This is a genomic window from uncultured Gimesia sp. (genome assembly GCF_963976445.1).
Taxonomy (GTDB): domain Bacteria; phylum Planctomycetota; class Planctomycetia; order Planctomycetales; family Planctomycetaceae; genus Gimesia.
In genome coordinates this window covers 149245-172965 of sequence record NZ_CAXBKP010000014.1, presented here as the reverse complement: position 1 = coordinate 172965, position 23721 = coordinate 149245, and the positions used below count along the sequence as shown (strand labels likewise).

The 23721-nt window shown below is 47.1% G+C and carries 3 protein-coding genes; all 3 read left to right on the top strand.

Going from position 1 to position 23721, the window contains the following annotated elements:
• The coding region (locus AAC022_RS16485; RefSeq protein WP_339732726.1) for a hypothetical protein at positions 1-210 on the top strand (210 nt) is incomplete at its 5' end.
• The gene (locus tag AAC022_RS16480; protein ID WP_339732723.1) at positions 123-22859 is read left to right on the top strand and encodes a Calx-beta domain-containing protein; all 22737 of its coding nucleotides are present in this window, start codon (positions 123-125) and stop codon (positions 22857-22859) included. The genes AAC022_RS16485 and AAC022_RS16480, both read left to right, overlap by 88 nt.
• Positions 22856-23485 (top strand): hypothetical protein, encoded by a 630-nt coding sequence (locus AAC022_RS16475; RefSeq protein WP_339732721.1) that lies wholly within the window; start codon positions 22856-22858, stop codon positions 23483-23485. Before AAC022_RS16480 ends, AAC022_RS16475 begins: the two co-directional genes overlap by 4 nt.
• The last annotated feature ends 236 nt before the right edge of the window (positions 23486-23721 follow it).

The following is a 23721-nucleotide window of genomic DNA, read 5'->3' as shown; positions in this document are numbered from 1 at the left end:
CTGCGGTCAGCTCGATCGATGGTGATGTTTCACTCCTCGGACAGGGAGGAGGCAACGGTACCAATTACCATAATTCGGCAATCCTTCTGGACCATTCAGAAATCATTTCTACTGGGACCAGCGTGGATGCCGCTCAAATCAACATTCATGGAATTGGTGGGAACGGAACCGCTTCCGACGACGGATTTGTGGCAACCGGTGAGTCCGTAATCAGTAGTGTTGTTACAGATATCTCGATTATTTCTGATGGAAATGTATGGTTTTATGGAGATACCCGAGTTGAATCTTCAACCGGCGATCTCGATTTTACTGTTAATTATTTGGGTGGAAACAACATTGGTGTCATCCGCATGAATACCGGTACGGTGTTCAATGCCGGTAGTGGGAATATCAACATCGATGCCTACAGTGATATCACTCTGACCAGCCTGATTACAGCGGGAATCGTCGCCGTAGATTCGACGATTGGTTCGATTTTGGACAATGGTGACGTTAGATCTGAGATCTTTGCCACGACGGCAATCCTGAATGCTTACGGTTCGGTTGGTACCAGTGTCAATCCACTGGAAACGAATGTCGTCAATCTGTCTGGTACTGGAACCAGCGGTGGTTTCCATGTCAATAACTCGGTCTATAAACGAATCATCGACGATGGTGACACCGGATTTACGACCACTGGCTGGGCCTACGATAACGCACCCGGCAGTGACTATAATCAGTCCGATATTCATTATCTGGAACCTGGTGCGCATCCGGGTGAATCTGCCAGTTGGGAGTTTAGTAACCTTCTGGCAGGTACTTACCGAATTTCCGGATTCTGGGCTCCCTGGACCAATCGAGCTACCAATACCGAACTCACCGTTTCCGGAATTGAAGGCGGAGCTGTTTCACAGACGATTAATCAGCAATACCTCTCAGCTGATTTGAGTGATGCAGGCAAAGACTGGCAGGATCTGGGCTACTTTACGGTTGATGAGAGTGGCACGATTACAGTCACGATGGCCAATGAAAATGCAGATGGCTATGTACTGGCAGATGCGATGCGGATTGAAAAGGCCGCAGAGGTTTCCATCTCTGATGTCACCCTCGATGAATCAGCAGGCACGGCAACATTCAGCGTTATTTCGAATCAGGCGGTAGGCAGCGCCTTTTCTGTTGACTTTGCGACCGCTGATGGCACCGCAGTCGCGGGGAGTGATTACACAGCCACGAGCGGCACCTTGAACTTTGCCGGTACCGCTGCCGGGGAAACCCAGACGATTACCGTTTATCTGACAGATGATGCGGCTGTGGAATCGGATGAAGCACTGCTGGTCAACTTGAGTAATCTCATCACGGGCGGTCAGGCGATCACACTCAAGCAGACGCAGGCGAGCGCTACAGTGACTGACAACGACAGTACAAGTCTCTCCATTGCTGATATAACCGTGAATGAGGGGGCAGGAACCGCCACGTTTACCGTGACTCTGAATCAAGCCGTGCAGAACGGTATCAGCGTCGATTGGGCTACTGCCGACGGGACCGCCAACGCGGTCGCAGATTATAGTGCCGGCTCGGGTACGCTCAACTTCGCGGGGGCAGTCGGTGAAACGCAGACGATCACCGTCACTCTGACCAATGATTCCACGGTCGAATTAGATGAAAACTTTCAGGTCAATCTATCAAACTTGCAGGCGGGAGGATTGAATGTGACGCTGGCTGATGATCAGGCAGCAGGTACGATTTCCAATGACGACGCAGCAGTCCTTTCGATTGGCGATGTCACTCAGGCAGAAGGTGATTTGGGAACCACACAATTTACTTTCACTGTTTCCATCGACAATCCATCCGATGCGGATATCACGTTTGATTATACCACTGTCAGTGATACCGCCGATGCGACTGATTTCACCCCAGTGAGTGGTACAGCAACGATTGCTGCAGGTCAAACATCGACGACGATTACCGTTGATGTGCTTGGTGATGGTTTAGTCGAAGCTGACGAGCAGTTTTTTGTCGAATTGTCTAACCTGCAGTCCGATGGTCGGGAGGTTCAGCTGAATCTGGCATTAGCCAATCTCAGCTTGCTCGGCTCTTTCAATACATCTTCAAGTGCTCAAGATGTTCACATCGTCGGAAACCTAGCGTATGTGGCCGATAATAATGCCGGTCTACATGTATTAGACATCAGTAACCCTGCCAACATAATTAAACTGGGGTCATTTGACACAGGAAGTCTTGCAAGAACTGTTCAAGTGATTGGAAATGTTGCTTATGTGGCAGACTTTAATAGTGGCCTGCGTGTGTTAGATGTCAGCAATCCGGGTAATATCACAGAACTAGGTTTCTTTGACACAACTGGTTCTGCCCGAGACGTGCAGGTAATTGGAAATATAGCCTATGTGGCTGATCACTCTGCGGGACTCCTCTTACTAGATATTAGCGATCCAGCCAACATCACAGAACTGGCGACCTTTAATACACTTGGTTATTCTTTTGGCATAGAAGTAATCGGAAATATTGCTTATGTAGCTGATGGCCAGGAGGGATTACGCGTATTGGATATTAGTAATCCAGCCAGCATCACTGAATTGGGGTCTTTTGACACATCTTATGCACAGTTTGTAAAGATCGTCGGAGATATAGCGTACGTGGTTGACGGCAGTGCAGGGTTTCGTATTCTGGATATCAGTGACCCGGCTGATATCAGCGAACTCGGGTTCTTTGACACACCCGGTTCTGCTTTGAGTTTGGACGTTGCAGGATCAATTGCTTATATCGGAGACGGTTATGATGGCCTCAAGGTGCTGGACGTTAGTGACTCGTCTAATATATTCGAAATTGCTGCTTATGACACACCACATTCTGCAAATGGTTTACAAGCAATTGGAGATGTGATTTATCTCGCTGACGGTACGAGCGGATTGCTGGTTTTTGAACTAGAGAATCGTAGTGGAACTGGCACAATTACAAATGACGACAGCGCGAGTCTCTTGATCAACAATGTCACCATAGCCGAAAACGCGGGAACTGTGACCTTCACAGTCACTTTGGATGAAGCAGTACAGGGGGGCGTTGCCGTTGACTGGGCGACCGCAGATGGTACTGCGGCCGCAGGCAGTGATTACATCGCCGGTTCTGGCACGCTAAATTTCACTGGTAATGCCGGCGAAACACAGACCATCACCGTGACGATTTCAGATGATGCAATGTTCGAAGCAGATGAAAGCTTTTTTATCAATCTCTCGAATTTGCAGGCGGGAGGATTGGATGTAACACTGACCGATGCCCAGGCAACAGGCACAATCTCAAACGATGAGAGTGCGACTCTTTCCATAGATAATGTTACTGTCAATGAAAGTCTGGGAACCGCGACGTTCACTGTCACATTGGATGAAGCGGTGCAGGGGGGCGCCGCCGTTGACTGGTCAACTCTGGATGGGACGGCACTGGCAGGCACCGATTACACGGCTGGTTCCGGCACACTGAATTTCACCGGTACTGCCGGCGAGACACAGACTATCACCGTCACGTTGACTGATGACAATGATATTGAACTCACGGAAACATTGCTGGTGACATTGAGCAATCTGGTTGCCACCGGTGGTGTGATATTGTCTCAGAGTCAGGGAGCCGCCTTGATCACAAATGATGACAGCCTCGTGATTGACGAAGATGCTCCCGAACAGACAGTCAATCTGACAGGCATCGTCGCCAGCGTCAGTGGCCTACAGGTCACAGGCGTGACGGCCAGCAGTAATAACGTCAGTTTAATTCCAAATCCCGCTGTAAATTATATCCCCGGAGACTCAACGGGAACACTCACGTTAACCCCCAATCCCGATCAACATGGCTCTGCACTCATCACAATCACAGTGACTGATGAATTGAGTGTAGAAACCACTCATACTTTTACAGTTGTTGTCAATCCCGTGAACGATGTACCCACAGTCAGCGCTGTCGTGAGTTCCACGGTCACGGAAGATGACGGCAGCTATAGCCTGGATCTATTGACTGGTGCCAGCGATATCGATTTGAGTGATATCCTCAGCGTGAGTGGTCTGACACTCGTAGGCGGAGACGATTCCGGTATCATCCAGAACGGAAATAGTCTCGACATTACTCCGAGTGCTTATAACAGTCTGGCAGTTGGGGAAACCGAAGTCATCACGTACAGCTATAACGTGACTGACGGCAACGGTGGTGTCGTAGCACAGACCGCGACCATCACGATCACCGGTGTTAACGATATACCCACGGTCAGTGCCGCCGTAAGTACCACTGTCACAGAAGATGATGGCAGCTTTAGCCTGGACCTGATAACTGGTGCCAGCGATGGGGACACCAGTGACATCCTTAGTGTCAATGGTCTGATGCTCCTCAGCGGTGACGCCTCCGGGATTACTGATAATGGTAACAGTCTAAGTATTGATCCGAGTGTCTATAACAGTTTGGCAGTCGGAGAAAGCGAAGTCATCACTTATAGTTATAACGTGACCGACAGCAATGGCGGTATTGTGGCCCAGACCGCGACCATCACGATTACCGGCATGAACGACGTACCCACAGTCGGTGCCGCGGTGAGTTCTTCCGTCACAGAAGACGACAGTAGCTATAGCCTGGATCTATTGGCTGGGGCCAGCGATGTCGATTTGAGTGATATCCTAAGCGTGAGTGGTCTGACTCTGGTGAGTGGGGACGCATCTGGCATCATTCAGAACGGGAATAGCCTCGACATTACTCTGAGTGCTTATAAAAGTCTGGCGGTTGGAGAAATCGAAGTCATCACGTACAGCTATAACGTGACAGACAGTAACGGCGGTGTAATGGCCCAGATCGCGACCATCACGATCACGGGAGTGAATGACGCCCCCACGGTTAGTGCAGCAGTGAGTTCCACAGTCACGGAAGATGACGGCAGCTATAGCTTAGATCTGTTGACTGGTACCAGCGATGTGGATTTGAGTGATATTCTCAACGTCACAGATCTAACTTTCATTAGCGGTGATGCATCCGGGATTACCGATAATGGTAATAGTTTGAGCATCGACCCGAGTATCTATAGCAGTCTGGCAGCCGGGGAAAGTGAAGTTATCACGTACACCTACAATGTAGATGACGGCAACGGCGGCATTGTGGCTCAGACCGCGACCATCACCATTACCGGCGTGAATGATCTGCCAGCACTGGATGCAATTCCAGATCCCGTAGCGATTGATGAAGACGCGTTGGAGCAGACGATTAATTTGACAGGGATCTTTGCAGGTGGAGGTGAAACACAAACACTTACAGTATCGGCAACCAGTGACAACCTGGATCTCATTTCTAATCCGAGCGTCACCTACACCTCAGACAATTCCACTGGGACTTTGACTTACACACCTGCAGCAGACCAAAACGGTTCAGCGATCATTACAGTAAAAGTTACCGATGACCAGGGAGGAGAAACGGTTCGGACATTTACTGTTAACGTCAATGCCGTCCAAGATGCACCCGTCGCTCAAGATGACGTCCTCTCCACTGATGAGAGCAACTCCATCAGCGGGACTCTCTTTGCCGATCATGGCAATGGTCCAGACAGTGACCCGGATACGACGGATACTCTTTCAATTATTGAGGTGGCTGGTGTTGTTGGAAACGTTGGTAGTCAGATTACGCTCGCATCGGGCGCGTTACTGACAGTCAATTCTGATGGAACTTTCAATTACGATCCGAATGGTCAACTTGACTGGCTGGCAGCTGGAGAGACTCATACCGATACGTTTACCTATAAACTGGACGACTCAAGCGGAGGGACCGATACAGCGACTGTGAACGTCACAGTGACCGGATCAAACGCGACGCTATTCATCAATGACGTGAGTGTCGATGAACTCGTGGGGACTGCTACTTTCACCGTAACTTTAGACAAACCTGTGGTAGCACCTGTCGCCATTGATTTCTCTACTAGTGATGGTACGGCGATAGCAGGGAATGACTATGATGCCTTGAGTGGTACTTTAAATTTTGACGGAACTACAGCAGAGTCCAAATCGATCACGATCACGATCAATGATGACACGCTTGTAGAGATGCCCCAAAACTTCTACGTCAATTTTGCAAACCTGCAAACAGTGGGAGGATTCGTCGATGTAATTGATGCAGAAGGTCTTGGCACTATTTCAAGTACAGATAGTGCGATTCTCAGTATCGGCAATGATCTCACAGTTTTAGAAAATGGTGTCTTTGAATTTGAGCTTACCCTTGACCAGGCGTCTGAAGAAGAAGTGACAGTTCTGGTCAACACGGTCTTCGGTACAGCTGATTCGAACGACTTAACAGCAATCGTCGATCAACTGGTCACATTTGCCGCTGGCCAAACGACGGCAACGGTTACCGTCAGCGTAGACAGTGACAATATTGTCGAAGTGGACGAGACATTTACAGTCGTTCTCTCAGACCCTCAGATTAATGGTACTACTGCGCTGTCTCTGGTGGATATCGGAGATAGCACAGCAGTCGGTACCATTCAGAATGATGACAGTGCAACGATCACAATTGATGACGTTACAGTAAGCGAATCTGGAACGGCGACTTTTACCGTCACTCTTGATAAAGCCGTTGATATTGGGTTCACCCTCGACTACGCGACCAGTGATGATACTGCAACCGCGAGTGATGCCGGAGTTGTGGGAGATGATGACTATGAATCAACAAGCGGAACCCTCAGTTTCGACGGTACAGCAGGTGAAACCAAGACCATTACTGTGATGATCAACGGTGACAACGTTGTCGAATTTGATGATGCATTCTTTGTTGACCTGAGTAACCTGCTAGTCGGTGACCGTTCGGTCTCAATCAGCGATTCTCAAGCGATAGGAACGATTACGAATGATGACAGGGCACTTATCGGATACGGTGCTTCGGGTTCGGGTTCGCAGGAAGGAGATAGTGGTGTTAGACAGCTGCAATTTGCCGCTGCCATCCAAGGCCCAATCGCAGCTGACCTTTATCTGACAGTTAGTACTGCTGATGGAACTGCGACAGCAGCTGATGGCGACTATCTACCAATAGTTGAACAAATCATAACGATTCCCGCTGGAGACTATTCTTACTTCCAAATTATTGAGCTTGATGCAGCAGTGACAGTTTATGGCGATACAAAAATAGAGCCGGATGAAATATTTTATATTAACATGTCACTTGATACGGGAGGTTTAAATGTAATTCCCGGCTCTGACCAAATGTCCCAAGAGGTTACCATCGGGACTGACGATTATGCCTTTCTCACTGTCGACGATGTCTCCGTTGATGAAGAAGCAGGAATGGCTACCTTTACCGTGACTCTTGATGGAAAAGATGTTGGCTCTGCGGTCCAAGTCGATTACGCAACTGTTTCGGCCTCAACCTATGGAGTACCAGAAGGTTTCCAGGAAGCAGATGCATCCGATTTCACTTCCGTTTCCGGGACATTAACGTTCTCGGGTGTTAGCGGCGAAACACAGACGATTGTTGTGCCAATCTCAACTGATTCCATTGTAGAATTTGACGAGGTATTTTATCTGGAACTGTCAAATGAGTTATCTTCAGTGGAACCTGTATTTATTCGGGATGATCTTGGGATCGCCACGATCGTAAACAATGACAGTGCTCTGATTTCCATTAGCGATGTCTCCGTCAACGAAAGCACGGGAGAAGCTGTTTTCACCATCTCCGTTGATAAAGAAATTCAAGGCTCCGTTTCATTTGATTACTCAACTGCAGACGGAACGGCAACTGTCTTGGATGGTGACTATTCTTCAGTCAGCGGCACTGTCACAATTACTGGAAATGAAATTCTGATCAATGGAGTCTCAAGCACAACAATCACAGTCCCAATTACTGATGAAAGTGTATTGGAAGTTGATGAAGAGTTCTTACTCAATTTAAGCAACCTGAGTTCAGATTCAATTGTTTTGGCGAACATGGACAGCATTTACTTCGAACAAGCTGAAATAAAAGCTACAATCTTGAATGATGACACGGCATCGATCTCGATCGATGATGTGACTATTGATGAAAACCTCGGAGCCGCTATTTTCACCGTTTCACTTACAAACGGTGGAGGGAATATCCCGTTTTCGGTTGATTATTCGACAGCAGATAGTACTGCTACATTAGTAAATAACGATTACGGAACATACGATGGCAGCACTGGGGAATACAATGCCGTAACAGGGACGATTAATTTCAATGGAAATGCAAATGAAAGCCAGACCATTATTATCCCCATTACCTCCGATGATTTTATGGAAGCAGATGAGATCTTCTTTGTCAATTTGTCCAATATTCAATCAGAGAATCATCCCGTTGTCTTGTTAGATTCGCAAGGCGAAGGCACTATTCTCAACGATGATCATAAAATGATTATCGATGATGGCGATAGTGGTTTTAGTACCACAGGAACCTGGAATTCACAGAGCAATACCGGGGACTTTGGTGATGATTCACTGGCAGACCCTGTTGGTGATGAGACTGCAAGTGCTTTCTGGACATTTTCGAACCTGGCCCCCGGATCCTATCGTCTCTCGCGTTATTGGAAACCGGACACCTCACTATCATGGACACTTATCTATGAAGTGAATGGAGTTGCAAGTAGCCCAATCTTCGTCAGTCAAAAAACATTAACTTCCGACCTACAGGATGAAGGAGTTGGCTGGGAAGATTTAGGGGACGGGATTTTCGAACCGGACGCCAATGGGGTTATTGAAGTTAAACTCTATGGTGTTGGCTCGAGCGGACCTGTCATTGCAGATGCGATGCGACTGGAACGTGTACCATCGGTTTCTGTTGATGACATTGAAATCTCAGAAGACGAAGGCGTTGCCCGGTTCACGGTTTCGCTCGACGTTCCCATCGCGGGCGGTTTCACTGTTGATTATTATACGGAAGATGGAACGGCATTATTGACAGGCTCTGATTACTCCGGGCGTTCTGGTTCCCTCACATTTGTCGGAATTGCTGGTGAATCACACGTCATTACCATACCGATTACGAATGACTCGAGCGTCGAGAATACTGAAACATTCCAGTTACATTTGGAAAACCTGCAAGGTACAGACTCGCCTATCATCATCAGCAAAGCCGTAGGCACAGCAACGGTTCTGAATGACGATTATGCTTCGCTCTCAATTAGTGATGCCAGTTTGAATGAATCTCTTGGAAGTATTGTATTCACGGTTACTCTGAACAACGAAGTCGACGCTCAAATCCAGGTTAATTATGCGACTGCCGATGATACAGCAACGATAGCTGACTCTGACTACACTGATACCGGTGCGTTTCTCACTTTCGATGGTTATGCCGGTGAGACACAACAGATCATTATTCCCGTAACTGACGATACTGTACTCGAACGTGATGAGACATTTTTCGTCAATCTGAGCAATTTAGTTTTGATTGGATTCAGTAATCTTGATGCAGTCAGCAACCCTTTAGTTACCATCTCAGATGATCAAGGGATGGGAACAATTAAAAATGATGATGCTGCATCACTCACGATCGATGATGTCATTATTAATGAAAAATCTCCCGATGGTATCAATCCGGCCACAGCCACATTTACCGTGACACTAAGTAATGATGTGGACGCGCCATTCTCGATTGATTATTCAACTGAAAATAGCACCGCATCCAGTTTTGCTAACGATTTCATTGCGACATCAGGCACCCTGAACTTTACTGGGGATGCGAATGAGACTCAGACGATCACAGTCACAATTACCGAAGATCAATTACTTGAACCGGCAGAAATATTTTTCGTTCGCTTAAGTAATCTTATTGCAGCGGGTAGAGAGATCACAATCGCGGATGGATTAGGTACGGCCACTATCACAGATGTAGACGCTGCCTACTCCATTAGCGACGTTACCGTTGTCGAAGCACAAACTGGACAATCAAAATTCGTTACTTTTGAAATCCAAAGAGCCGGTAGTAAAGCAGGGGACCTGAGTGAAGCAGGATCAATTGACTACAGGACGTTATCAACTGGAACGGCGTCAGATCTCGACTATAACGAAATCAGCACTCCAGTCACCGTGAGTTTTTCTGCTGATGCAACTGCTCTTGTGCAATATGAATATATCACCATCCAAATCTACGGCGATGATATTGTTGAACTAGACGAAACGTTTATCGTAGAGCTTGAGAACCCAACTGATGGATACATTTCCAAATCACAAGGCATCGGCACCATTATTAATGACGATCATGCCTCACTTTCCATTAATAATGTCAGTGTAAATGAGAGTGAAGGCAATGCTGTCTTTACAGTCACGCTAGACAAAGAAGTAGATACAGGGTTTTCTGTAGCCTACGAATCTAAAGATGGAACTGCGAGTTCGCTCTTCGGTGACTACACCCAAACTGCAGGTACAATTAACTTTGATGGCAATGCGGGTGAAGCACAGACGATAACAGTCGAGATCGCCGATGATTCCGTTTTGGATTATTATGAAAACTTCTATATCAATCTTACCGACCTACTGGGAGTTGAGGATCGAAGTGTGAGGATTGTCGATTCCCAGGGGCTTGGCTCTATCGTCGATAACGAAAGCTCCAGTGCAGCCAGAATTACTATGGGGCAGCCACCAGCATTGTTCGAAAATGCAGGGACCGTTGAGCTCACTCTCCAATTAAGTCAGGCCGTTGATGGTGACGTCTCTGTTGCCTACGAAACCATAGATGGAACAGCAACTTCTGCAGGCGGAGATTATATCGCGCAAAGTGGTGTCATCAATTTCACAGATGGTGTTGGAACCATTACCATTTCGTTGACAGATGATGAAATCGTTGAACTGACTGAATCCTTTTACGTTCGGTTAAGCGACTCAATCAATACGGGACAAGACCCCGTTGTCATCAGAGACGATTATACGGAAATTACAATTCTGAATGAAGATAAGATTGAAGTCTCAATCAATGATGTGACGGTCCAGGAAGACGCACAGTTTGCAGAGTTCACTATATCGCTCAATCAGCCTGTAACAGAAGAAGTAACCGTTTTGGCCAGTGGTGCCAGTGGCTCTGCCGTATTTGCTGATTTTCAGATATTAAACGACAAGCTAATCACCTTCGAGGCAGGCGGTGCAACCACTCAAACCTTGATTGTCCCCATCTATAATGATCCCTTTATCGAGGAAACCGAAACCTATTTCATCAACCTGGACGATGTAAAATACGGTGGAGTCTCCGACAACAATACGATCATAATCAGTGATAGCCAGGGAATTGGAACGATAAACGATAATGATTCCGGCAGTATCGCCATTGACGATGTGATAGTAGATGAAGACGCGGGGCAAGCCGTCTTCACTGTGACACTCAGCGAAGTTTCAAATGAAGATGTGACTGTAACGGCTAATATTGTGGATATTGATTTCGCTGGCACACAAGCAGAAAATGGAGTCGATTTTTCCGGCGTCACTACAAATCAACTGGTCACGATTCTCGCGGGCGAGAGAACCGCAGAGATTGTTGTTGATATTGTTAATGACAACTTTTTTGAAGGGACTGAGTTTTTTACCATCAAACTCTCTAACCCATTAGTTGGTGGCACGAGTCAGCCGGGGTCTATCAGCATCAACCCCGAGGCCGATACTGGCAGGGGGACAATCAAAGATAATGACAGCCTCTCCTATAGCATCAATGATGTCATAGTAAACGAAAATGATGCGTCAGCGACTTTTGCAGTCACCCTAGATCACGCCGCGCAATTTACGATCGTCATTCCCTTTCTCATAGAAGGTAATACAGCAACAGCGAACGAAGATTTTGAATCGACACCTAGCTTTCAATCGGCACCTAGTGAAATCAGTCTGCTTTACCCTAATAACAATTACTTATTATTTACCCCCGGAGAGTTGTTAACCAAGACAATTACGGTCCCAATCATCCAGGATGACATCATCGAAACCCCGGAAACCTTTTATGTCACACTAGGAGAAGTGATTGTCCCGATCTGGGAAGTCATAACTCCAATTACCCCGGTGATTCCAGCCAGCCCCGTACGAGGAGTGGGAACGATCATCGAAAATACTGGATTATCCCTCAGTATTGGAGATGTATCAGACATGGAACATGGCGATTTCACGTTTGACATTACTCTGAATCAGGCTTTGACTGAAGACCTTACACTCAACGTTACTACGATTGCTGGCTCGGCAAGCGACAGCGGCCCTGATGCAGATTTTACCCCACTCGTCGACCACGTTGTGACAATAGCGGCCGGTCAGACAGTTGGTACTGTCACTGTGTATGTGGTTGATGATGGTGAGGAAGAAAATTCTGAATCGTTCTCTGTTGAAATTTCTGACCCTCAATATCTTAATTCCACAGAATCACTAGACGTCACGATCGTCGACAATATCGCCGTTGGTACGATCAAGAATAATGATCTCGGAGATCCTCCCGCAGAAACGAATGCTGTAGATGATTATTATTACCTGACCGTGACGAATCTAGAAGAATCGGTCGAACTGGATGTCTTGCTAAATGACACGAACGCTCCTAATGCCATCACGGCAGTCGAGTCCGCATCCGGCGGCGTGACAGAAATTGCCGCCGGTGGGTCTAATCGAGATGTCATCGTTTTCACTCCCAGTCCCGGCTTCTCTGGATCGACCACATTTGAATATGAATCCAGTAATGGCAGAGCGACAGTCACTATAATTGTGATTGACCCCCTTTCTTCCGTTGGGGATTTCCGCTCAGATCGGTTTGATGCCACAATTGATATTCCCGAACTGGGGGCCGTCCTGCCCGATTTCGAAACCCAGTTGGGAGCCATCGATGAGTATCTCAATAATCCTTCAGTAGGGAATGACCCATCGATTGTCGGGCAAGTCATTACTCTTGATGATGGTTCGATGGATGTTCCACCACAGACTTATGAAGACGCCACGGGGGGGGGCGGGTCTTATAAAGTTTCGATCGATTTCAACTCGTACCGCGATCAAAGTAGATCAGGCTCAGTTTATACTGATACGCTGCTAACGAGCTATACCTACACGGAGATCTACAGTGGGTCTTCAGTCGAAGGACACCGCAATGCTTTTAAGCTGGTTCATGGGGAAATAAGGAACTACAGTTATACTCATACCGCAGGCGCAGGGGCAGCGTACGTAGAGACTCTGGTTGAAACCATCGAAGATAACTATAAGTTTGGCGCTGAATTTGCGGAAGAAGAAATGAGTGAAGACGGATTTTCCTCCACACTCACCACGCGCATTGTCAATGGTGGTGTTGTCGTCTCTGGAATTAATGTCAATCTCCCCTCCGAATCGAATACACATTTCGGTAAGCAGTCAATTGAATCCAAGAAAGAAAGCACTTACGCAGATATTGGGGGATCCGCGGTTCTTGCGCAAGAAATCTATGAATTTGATATGGACTTCTATGAAAACACGCATGAAGTTACCCACATCTACGAAACGCAACTCGACCAAGCGGAGCAACCACTGGTGGGGACACTCCAAACGATTGTCTCCTTTGGTGGGAATAGCAGTGGCTCACCTGGTGACCGGGACAGCTGGTTACAACACTCAAAAGTAACCGTTGATTATACGGGCTATACTGAGGGAGACCCTAGAAGCGATTACATTGTAGACGAAGACTTCGCGTACTCTGGTTCAGGAGAGAGTACATATAGCCATACAGAGTTCACGTCTCCACCGATCTCTGGAGTCGTCAAGCAAACCATTACGCAAACTCCCACAGAAGACCTCTATGACCTTTCCGGAAACCGGATCACGGAATACACGTGGGATATCACCACTGAATCCTTCATCGCTGTTAATTCTACCGACAACAGTGTGGATCGCTACAGCTTTTCGTATGACGGAAAAATGCTGGCCGACAACACATTCGATTCCAACTTCAGTTATTCGGACAATGGTTTCAGTTCCGGGCAGGGGTCCAGTCACACCGTCATTAAAACCACCAGTGAAGATTTGGATGGAACGAATTCACTCGGGACCAACTACTTCGAAGTGGACGAAACAACCACCGAATCATACGGATCGCAATACAAGACCATAGCTACCGCTTCCCGTTACGGAAACGTCACCGGAACCGCAGAATCTGAATATACCTCTTCAGGATCAAGCGGATATGATGTCAATTCACAAACAACCATCAATACCATAGATACCAGCGTGCGTAATATTGAATCCACGTTCGACTCTGTGGACATACTGAATAATTATGGCGGCGATGCTTACTCCACTTCCGAGCTTATCAATGAGACTCTGTCCAACGGTCTTCTGGAAGGTTCTTCAACTTATAATTCGAATTCCCACGGCACCGATTATGACTTCAATAATTCCACGGTGGAAACGTCGACAACAGATAACGTTGATCCCTTAATCGATATCATTTCGACATCCCTGGTTGAATCCAGTGACCAGGGAACCACCGGCTGGGGCTCGAACTCGAAGACTGTCAGCAGCCATAAACGCTACGACTTTGCAAGCCCGATCACGGAAGCCGGTGACATCTATAAGTCAACCAGCACAGACACCTACGAAGATGGATCTTCAGGAAATCGTACTACAACGCTGCATACACGTGACACTCTCTCTTATAATGATTCAACCCCAAATATCTCTTCGTTGATCACCACCAGTGATGACTTTAGAGAAACACGCAACTACGACTGGTCCTCTTCGGAGTCAGGTACCGCCGTCTATACTACACTCGAGGAATCGCTTGATGAAACCGGCGATTCACGCCAGGAAACGTTCTCTGTTGAACAGACAGACGATTATGAGTATCTCGAAACGGACGGCATCAGAGATTTCTCGATCTATCAGGCTTCCACACAATCGGTCCACGGCACAAAAGACAAGATCGAAACCCATCTCAACGCTTCAGACAGCTATGAAGAGAACGGTTCTGCATACTGGTCTGTCGAGAACGGGGGCACTTCCACCTACGAAAGCGTCGATGTCACCACCTCTGCCGATGCCGGTGAAAACTGGACAGAACCGCTGGAAGGAGAATCCACCAGCAGTAATACATCTCAAGATACGACCTACTTTGTGGAAAATGGGTCCAGTACCTTCACACAAACGTCCAACTCAGACCTACTTGAAATCGACAACAGTGAAGATAATGTGCAACGCACAATAATCGCAGTAACCAGTTATTTTGAAAAAAGTGGTCCCGTCAGTCCCTCAGGTGGCGTCAATCTCTATGTCAATACCACTTTTTCCACATCTGTCTTCACAGATGATTACGTCGATGCCAATGGTTTCACTGAGAACCATCTGATAACAAATGCCTTGGAGAAAAAAGGGAGTAATTATAGACTCACCGAACATAACGACTTCGAAATTCTTGATACCAGCGATCCTCTCACTGTGTATGAGGAACGAGGCATTTACGATAATAAGCGATTAAATCTAGATGAAAATGAAAAAACCAGCTACGAGCGCGATTATCAAAATCTGGTCACGTACGGAACGTTGAACTCAGATGGCGAATCCGGTGCAGGATTACCTGCCAATTCCACTTCCAGTGCCGAACATGCGCCGCAGTTTCAAGGTGTTGGAGCGGAAGGGTACGCCCGCTCGCTTTCCGAAACGGCTCCGGGGCTGCCTGAGATCTTCACTGTATCTGCAACTGATCTTCAGGGAGATCCTTTCAAATACCGGCTCATCGGCGGTGAAGCGATCTTTGAGATTGATGAAAATAGTGGAGTCATCACACTCAAAAAAGAAGTCGACCCCGAGACCGGCGAAGTCTTGTATCAAAGAGAACTTGACTATGAAACCCGAGACTTTTACACATTCGCCGTGCAGGCGTACGACGAAGACGGAAACGTTTCTACCACTTCTTTTGAACTCACCGTGCTGGACGATCCAGAGGAAGCACCCGAATTTCTAGAAAACGGAGACGAAATCGAGTGGAGTCTTGCCGAAAACACCGCTCTCGGCGTCATTGGCTCACTGCCGGCGACCGATAGTGACGGAGATGCAATCACATACGCGATCGAAACCGGCGGAGACCTGTTCTCTGTCGATGCAAACGGCACTATCAGCCTGACCCAACTGTTAGATTTCGAAACCAGTACCTCCACATCCTTCGTGGTTTCCGCCAGTGATGGCACAAATACCACGTCCATGACCGTCCAGGTTGATATCACCGACATCGATGATACCCCAGTCTTTGATGACGAAAACACAATCTGGGACATTGACGAAGATACCCCTGCAGGAACCGTTCTGGGTACTCTTTCGGTATACGATCCACAAGGCGATGCGCTGTCGTTCCAATTAACTTCAGGCAGCGAATACTTCTCCATCGACCCTGCGACCGGTGCGATTACGCTTGATACAGCCCTCGACTTCGAAACAATCACAGAGACGACAATCGCCGTCAAAGCGACCGACCCCTTGGGGAACTCCGCAGAGACGACAATCAATGTGGTCGTCAACGATGTCGATGAAAATCCTCACTTCAGCCAGAATGAAAATGTACTGACACTCTCCGAAGAGACAGCCGTCGGCACTTTGGTAAGAACCATCACTGCAACGGATTTTCAGGGAAATCTGATCACGGATTTCACCCTGATCCATACCGATTCAGAAGGAGTCGAAACACCAGAAACCCGATATGCCATCGACGCCAGCGGAAATATAACGCTGCTCACCGCTCTGGACTATGAGGTCTCCACAGTAGAAAGCTTTGAAGTCGTCGCGACTGACAGTCTCGGAAGATCAACCAGAACTTCAGTCGTCATTTTTGTGGAAGACGTCTTCGATTCGCCGATCTTCTACAACGAAGAGCACAACTACACCTGGTCTGTCGCCGCAGACACACTCTTTGGCGCACAGATTGGCGATGTCGATGCATTCGACGCTGACGGGCTGGAAGTCACCTTCAGCCTGCTTCCAGTGGAAAACCATAACCTGTTCTCCATCAACGCCACCTCGGGCGTCATCACCCTCAATACATCGCTGGAAGGCCTGACAAACTCGATTTTCAATATCGAAGTACAAGCCACCGATGGCCAAGGCAACACAGGCACCACCGGCATCAAGATTCTCGTCACAGAATCAATGGCCGCCTCCAGCTCGAGTTTCTTTGCCTTTGTGTCGTTTTCTTTGCCTTTGATAAATTATCCGCCGGTATTTACAACATCAGATCGTATGACTCCAACAAGCGGCTATGTCTGGTATGTTGCTGATGATCTCAATGAAGGGCTCTTGAACGCATTTGAATCTGTCTATGCTTATGATCCAGAAAATGCAGGAAGTCTATCGTTTTCTCTTACAGAAACGAATGGCAATACTAATGATTTCTTGATAGACGCGACTTCAGGGGCCGTTTATCTAAAACTGGGTCACTCTTTAGATGCTGGCGTTCAATCTTTTTACGAGTTTACAGTGACAGTGCAAGACATTGATGGAAAGATTAGTACTACCTACATGTCCATCACGGTTGGTCCTGGTCAAACTACAGACACAGATCCCCCTGTCTTTAACCAAAGCAGTTACTCCTGGACTGTCGACGAAAGTGTCGGTACTGGACCATTTGGTTCTGTTTCGGCAACTGATGCAAGCGGTCCTATTACCTATGCACGTTTCTCAGGAGATAACAAATTTGTCGTCTCGTCGTCAACTGGTGAGATCTCACGCGCTCCATGGGCATCTTTGGATTATGAAACACAGACACAACACAACTTTACAGTGAAAGCAACTGACGCTGAAGGAAACTATTCCACAGTTCCTGTTACGATCTATATTTCTTATATCCCTGTGAATGACGATCCGTATTTCAATTCCAGTTCCTACTCCTGGACCGGCGCCGAAAATACAGCGGTGGGCACAGTCTTAATTGATGAAATAAGTGCCTATGATCCAGAACAGCAAACACTCGAATATAGCTTTAGTAGTGGTACTCCCTCTGCAATAACAGACCAGTTTTCCATCAACAGTGCTAATGGAGAAATCACATTGCTGACTGGGTTAAATTATGAAGCACAATCACGAATCACGTTTTTCATCTCCGTTGAGGATCCTGCCGGACTGACCGACTCGGCACATGTTACGATCAATGTAACCGATGTAGAAGAAGATCCTGTTTTCTCCCCCATCGTCGTTGACGTGAATGAAAACCTGCCAGCAGGAACCGAAATTGCCGATGCAAGACACCAGGATTTCCTGTCTGATCCGGATGGTCTGGTCGCCTCTTATAATGAATACACTGGAAATACTAACCCGAAATTTTCTATCAGTTCCGATGGGAATATCACACTCAATAATCCGCTCGACTACGAATCTTATGGTGCCTATCCCCACAGGGAATTTTTCTATATTGAAGCCAGGGACGCGCAAGGTGCCGTACTTAACCTGATTACCGTTCAAGTGAATGTTGTCGATGTCAATGAGCGACCTGAGATCACAAGTACGGTGACCGACATCACTGTCGCTGAAGGCTCCTTTGATGAAAACTTCGTTATTGAGATCATCACTGCTACAGACCCGGATGCAGGACAAACTTCGCAGCTGACATTCAGTTTTATTGGATATTTAAATAGTACCTATTTTACCATTGATAACTCAGGAAAGATCCGACAAAAAGCAGAATTGAATTACGAAAACCCGGCCCTGACTTCACTTCTCGTAAGAGCAGTTGATCCAGGCGAACTCCAATCCATGTACTATACAATCAATGTCATCGTCACCGATCTCAACGAGCCTCCCATCTTTGAGGATTTATCAGTCTCCAAATCGGAACACACTCTGGTAAACGATCCAGCAGAACCAATCGTTCTGGGAGCCGTTCTGGGGGCAACAGATCCGGAAGGGGATACCATTACCTATGCCTTCGTGGATGAAACCATCACACAGTTCGCCATCAATGCATCGACGGGCGATATCACATTACTCGAACCGCTCGACTACGAAACCACTACGTCACATCAACTTGAGATTCGTGTGTCAGATCTCTCAGGCTCAATGGAATCAACCGTCGGCACACTGACAATTCATGTCTCGAATGTCCTGGAAGGCCCGTCGCTGACCGGTCTGCACGAGGATGTCTCTGAACTGGAAAGCACAGGCACGATTCTTGGGAAACTCAATGGCTATAGCCCTGAAGGTTATGACTTGACCTATGCCCTCGCTCCCGAAGAAACAATTACCGGTTTCTCGATCCATCCCACCACAGGGGCCGTCACCCTAATTGAACCGTTAGACTACGAAACAGAACCGTTTATTACGTTTGCTGTACGAGTCACGGATTCCGAAGGGGACACAGCCGACGCAACTGTGACCATCGATGTTCAGAATGCCTATGCACTCTTTGCAACACCAAGGATCGGTACCTATGGCACCATTCAGACCACTGCCAACTATACGGACGAGTCTTATTTCGACATCAAAGATACGTCTGAAAAAATCAGCGTCACTCACTTTATTCCTTACATCAACACGTTCCAGATAGACGATCTCCTGGCAGCCGTGAAAGGTGATCTGGAAGCGAATGCAGGGGCACTGACCACTGCTGGTGGCCTGGCGCCGCTTCCCATCTTCGGCGATCTGGGCCTCTACCTCGATTCCTTCACCGTCGGCAGCGCCGCGACCGGCGATGCAGCTTCCGGGAGAACCTTTAACCATAATGGCGGTAATTTCCGACTGAGTAAGTTTCATTCCGAGTCCGAGGAAAAAGGCGAAGAGTTCTTAGCCTCGACTTCAACAGATACCGTTGTCTTCTACGGTGATGCAGGTTTTGACGTCATCTCGCACAAAGCGGCATCACATGGGAAGGATGTCCAGGAAGGCGATTCATGGTTCGAAACGCTTGATGCTTCCCAAAGTGTTCCCGTCATTGATGAAGGACTCGACGACAGTCAATCGCAAACGGTCTCACCCGGTCCCTCCCTCTCTGCATCCTCCACTTATTATGAAGACCAGGGAAAGAGCGCCACCTCGGTCTCTATTACGACGTATGTCGTCGAAAAAGCGAACGGTGATCTTTATCTCCATTCAGTTGAAGAGAATGCCGAAAATTCCGATAAGACCTGGGATATGGTCGTCCGCGCGGAACAAGGTGGCGGCAATAACGGCTTCAATTCGAAAAACGAGTCTTCCGGTGCATCCACCTATAACGGCTATACCAGTGAAGCAATCACTTCGAAAACCGATCCCGATTCTCCCGGCAAACTACACACTAAGACTGTGCTGACAGAAGACTTTGTCAGCCATACTGAAGAAGAGATGAAAAACGAAGTCAGAATCGGCGGCGCCAATAACGCCAGCAGTGATTTCCGGGTGAATGCCGAGATCCTGATTCGGGGCAACTCCACAGTCGATTCCGAAGTCAATGCTGTCAAGACCACCGATTTTGACGGCGTGGTCTCTGAAACCGGTCGTCGCGAAACAATGCGATCAGCCCGTGATCGTCAGGATTCCACTGTCTCCGTTGAAGGTTCTATGGGGGGCGGCGGTTATGGCATGGACGGCACCTTCGAAATGACGGTCGCCAGTGTCGACGAAACCGTGACCACACAGCATTTTATCACCGTAAACGGCACACTGACCCGCCGCGACTACACCGAATACCAGCTTATCGCCAACAATGTATTTATGTCGATGTCCGCCGGCGGGGATGGGTTTGAATTCAGCTTTTCGCAAAGTGCAGGCAATCAATTTACCCAGCACAAAACCGGCACGCTGGAAAATGAACGGGTGAACGGTATCAAGCGGGGACACACCAACAATTCATTCTCGATCACAGTCGATGTTAACCCGAACTATGTCTACCATGTGACTTCCCGTGCCCGAAGCACCTATTTCAACGAGTTCGACTACACTCGGTATTTCGACGAAAACGGGAACGTGATTATAGGCAACGCTGGTCTGAAACTGCACTCTTACAATTCTGAAAATAACGGCTTGGTCACAGCGTTCGACAGCCGGACCGGTGACACGGAAACGCACACTTCCGATTCCCACACAGAGCGAACCGGCGACAATACCACTGAGGGATCCAGCAACGGTCTGAATACCACTACACACGCCGATGGTACTGTCGAAGTCACCCTTGACGACCATGATTTCCCGCCGACGGACGTTCCGAACGCAACTGGCGGTTGGGATGGCCCCCAGGCAACACCGTTCAATATCCCCAACCCGGCTGCAGCAGGCCTCATGCCCGGCAACTTCTTCGGTCAAGGTATATTCCCCTTCGGCACTTCCCTGTTCGGCACCGGCTACGGCAGCAGTTCCGGCCGCGCCCCGCGCACCGATTTGCCGCCAATTTCCTCAGGCACCGACCCCGACGGCACTTACTGGGAACGCTTTGACAACGGCACCATCTGGATCTACCGCGAATACGATACAGAAGGCGGTAAACTCATCCGAGAAGAATGGGGCCGCCATATAATTTCTCTACCAGATATCCTTGGGGAATATAAAGCCTTTCTAGATGAACAAACACGCGAACGGCACAAGTTCACTGACATGATCTTTACAGATCCAAGAGGACTGATGGATGCTCTCAATGACAGAGCGAATTCACCCAGTCAACAAGAAAAACTGAATAGTCTCAGAAAACGAATTAAGCTGATCAAGGAACTTTTGATAACAGGAACATTAAGAGACGACGTCCATTTGCATTATAAGGATCGACTTAACGAACTGGTTGAAGAGTATGTTCGATTGGGGGGAAGTTTAATTCTTCTTAAAATCAATAAACCCGGCGAAGGTGGCATTGCCAGTGATATTGAAAAGCATTTAGCACTTAGAGATAAAGCAATAGAAGTTTTACTAACTCTCAAGTCACATGCGCGTGATAAAGCTAATATAAGGGAAGAAATGCGGAAGATCTTTGAAGGTCTTCCTGAAGAGGCTTTTATAGTCACGAGAGCATACTCTGTCCTCCAAGGAAGCGGTTATGAGTCAAAAAGGCTTAATCGAGAACACCCTGAAGTGCAGGAATATCTCAAACTGGAACGAGAACTCAATAAAATTCTTGATTCAGAGGCTACGAATTATAAAACACTTAGGGAAGAATTGCTTAGAGCGTGGATCGATACTTTAACGGTATCCGAAAGATACCGATACCAATATGGTGATTTAAATCCGCCTGAAGAATTTGATTTACCTTTGTCTGAAGATGAACTACAAAGACTTCAAAAAGTTGAGATTTTAGTAATAATTCTTTTGGAAGTTGGGACAGATGGTCTAGCAGCACCTGTTATCACAGCAATATTATCTCGAACAGTTTCTGGGGCGAGAATACTTGCAACAAGACTTGCAAAATTAAAATCACTTTATGGGCCTGATTCTAAACTTGGAAATCTGATCAGAGAATATGAGATAGTACTTGACGCAAGTTCTACTCCTCTAGGTGGTCTTCCTCTCCCAATTGACATTATTAAGGTTCGAAAGATCAGAAGTCAGTTGACTACGGCCCAGAATGCTCAAGTAGATGAATTGTTAAATAGGGGTTACCCCTTCGATGCAGTTATTCGCCATGTCAAAGGGGGGGCTGTTTTACCATTTGATATTCTTCCATATAAAGTGGGGCGTTTCAGTACAAATCTTCCTGGACACGAAGTACTTAATAATCGTTTTTTAGAATTACGTGGACTTGCAAAAGGGCGAGGTGTAGGACCTGCTTCTACTCAGAACCCTGCTATCGCATTGCCTCGTGAACTTCATGCGTCTACAATCCAAAAATTACAAAGAAAACATGGAGTCTGGTTTGCTAAGGATTTAGCTAAATTATCTCGGACTCAAATCATAAATAAAAATTTGATTGTCTTGAGGGAGGCAGGGGTGAGTGAAAAAATTGTGCAACAAATAAGAAGGGCCGTTTTAATTCATGCTCGTAAAATAGGAAGGGGAAGATGAATTTAACGAAAATACTTGGTACTCAATTGTGCATACCACTTGAGTATGAAAAAGAGCCTGTCGATAGTGGATCAAAGATTGGGGGAATCGCACCTCTTAACGCTAAACCAATCTATGATGTGAACGAACAAAAATACTTTTGTACCATAGTGCTAGATGAATTATGGTCTGTATCAATCTTTTATTCCTTTGATATCAATGGTGTTGATGAAAAACGCGATATAATTTCATATAATAATCAGCCACTTTATCAATGCAATTTGATTCATGCGGTTGTTCACAAAAACGAAAAGTCATCCACTGGTCTAAGTATACCCTCTGATGTCACTTGTCATAAAATAAAAATAGGGGAACTGCAATCTGATTTGTTGAGTGGTGAAACAAATATGGTAATACCATTTTCGAAGATTGGTGGTACACCTTATGTTGATAATATAGCGCTTGTTGGCAGAGCATTTGAGAAATTGTACTCTGATGGCTATAAGCAATTATTTCAATTTGATACCCCTAACCCTAGCCGACAACCATATATTGACGGATTTCCTTGGGATCCCGGATGGCTTCATGTTTTTGTTCGTGAGGATGATATAGAAAAATATAAATTTGCATTCGTTGTACAACAGTAGGGAGAGAACAGATAAAGGGGGCAGCGACGAATGGCACTGCCGCTGTTTTTATTTTGATTTGTGATTGCGCAGCGCCTCCAGCGTGACGCAGTCACGTGTTTAATTTCCGATTTTTTGCCAGTTCGCTGAAAATTGTGTTTGGCAAAACCTTCCTTGGGTTGGTGTGTGAAGACGTTTGACCAAGGAAGGTCGTAACCGGCCCACGAAATACACCTTGACGAGTGTCGTATTCTGAA

Bases quoted from the DNA above. Each gene is read 5' to 3' on its own strand.
- AAC022_RS16475 (WP_339732721.1), top strand. From the start codon at position 22,856: ATGAATTTAACGAAAATACTTGGTACTCAATTGTGCATACCACTTGAG.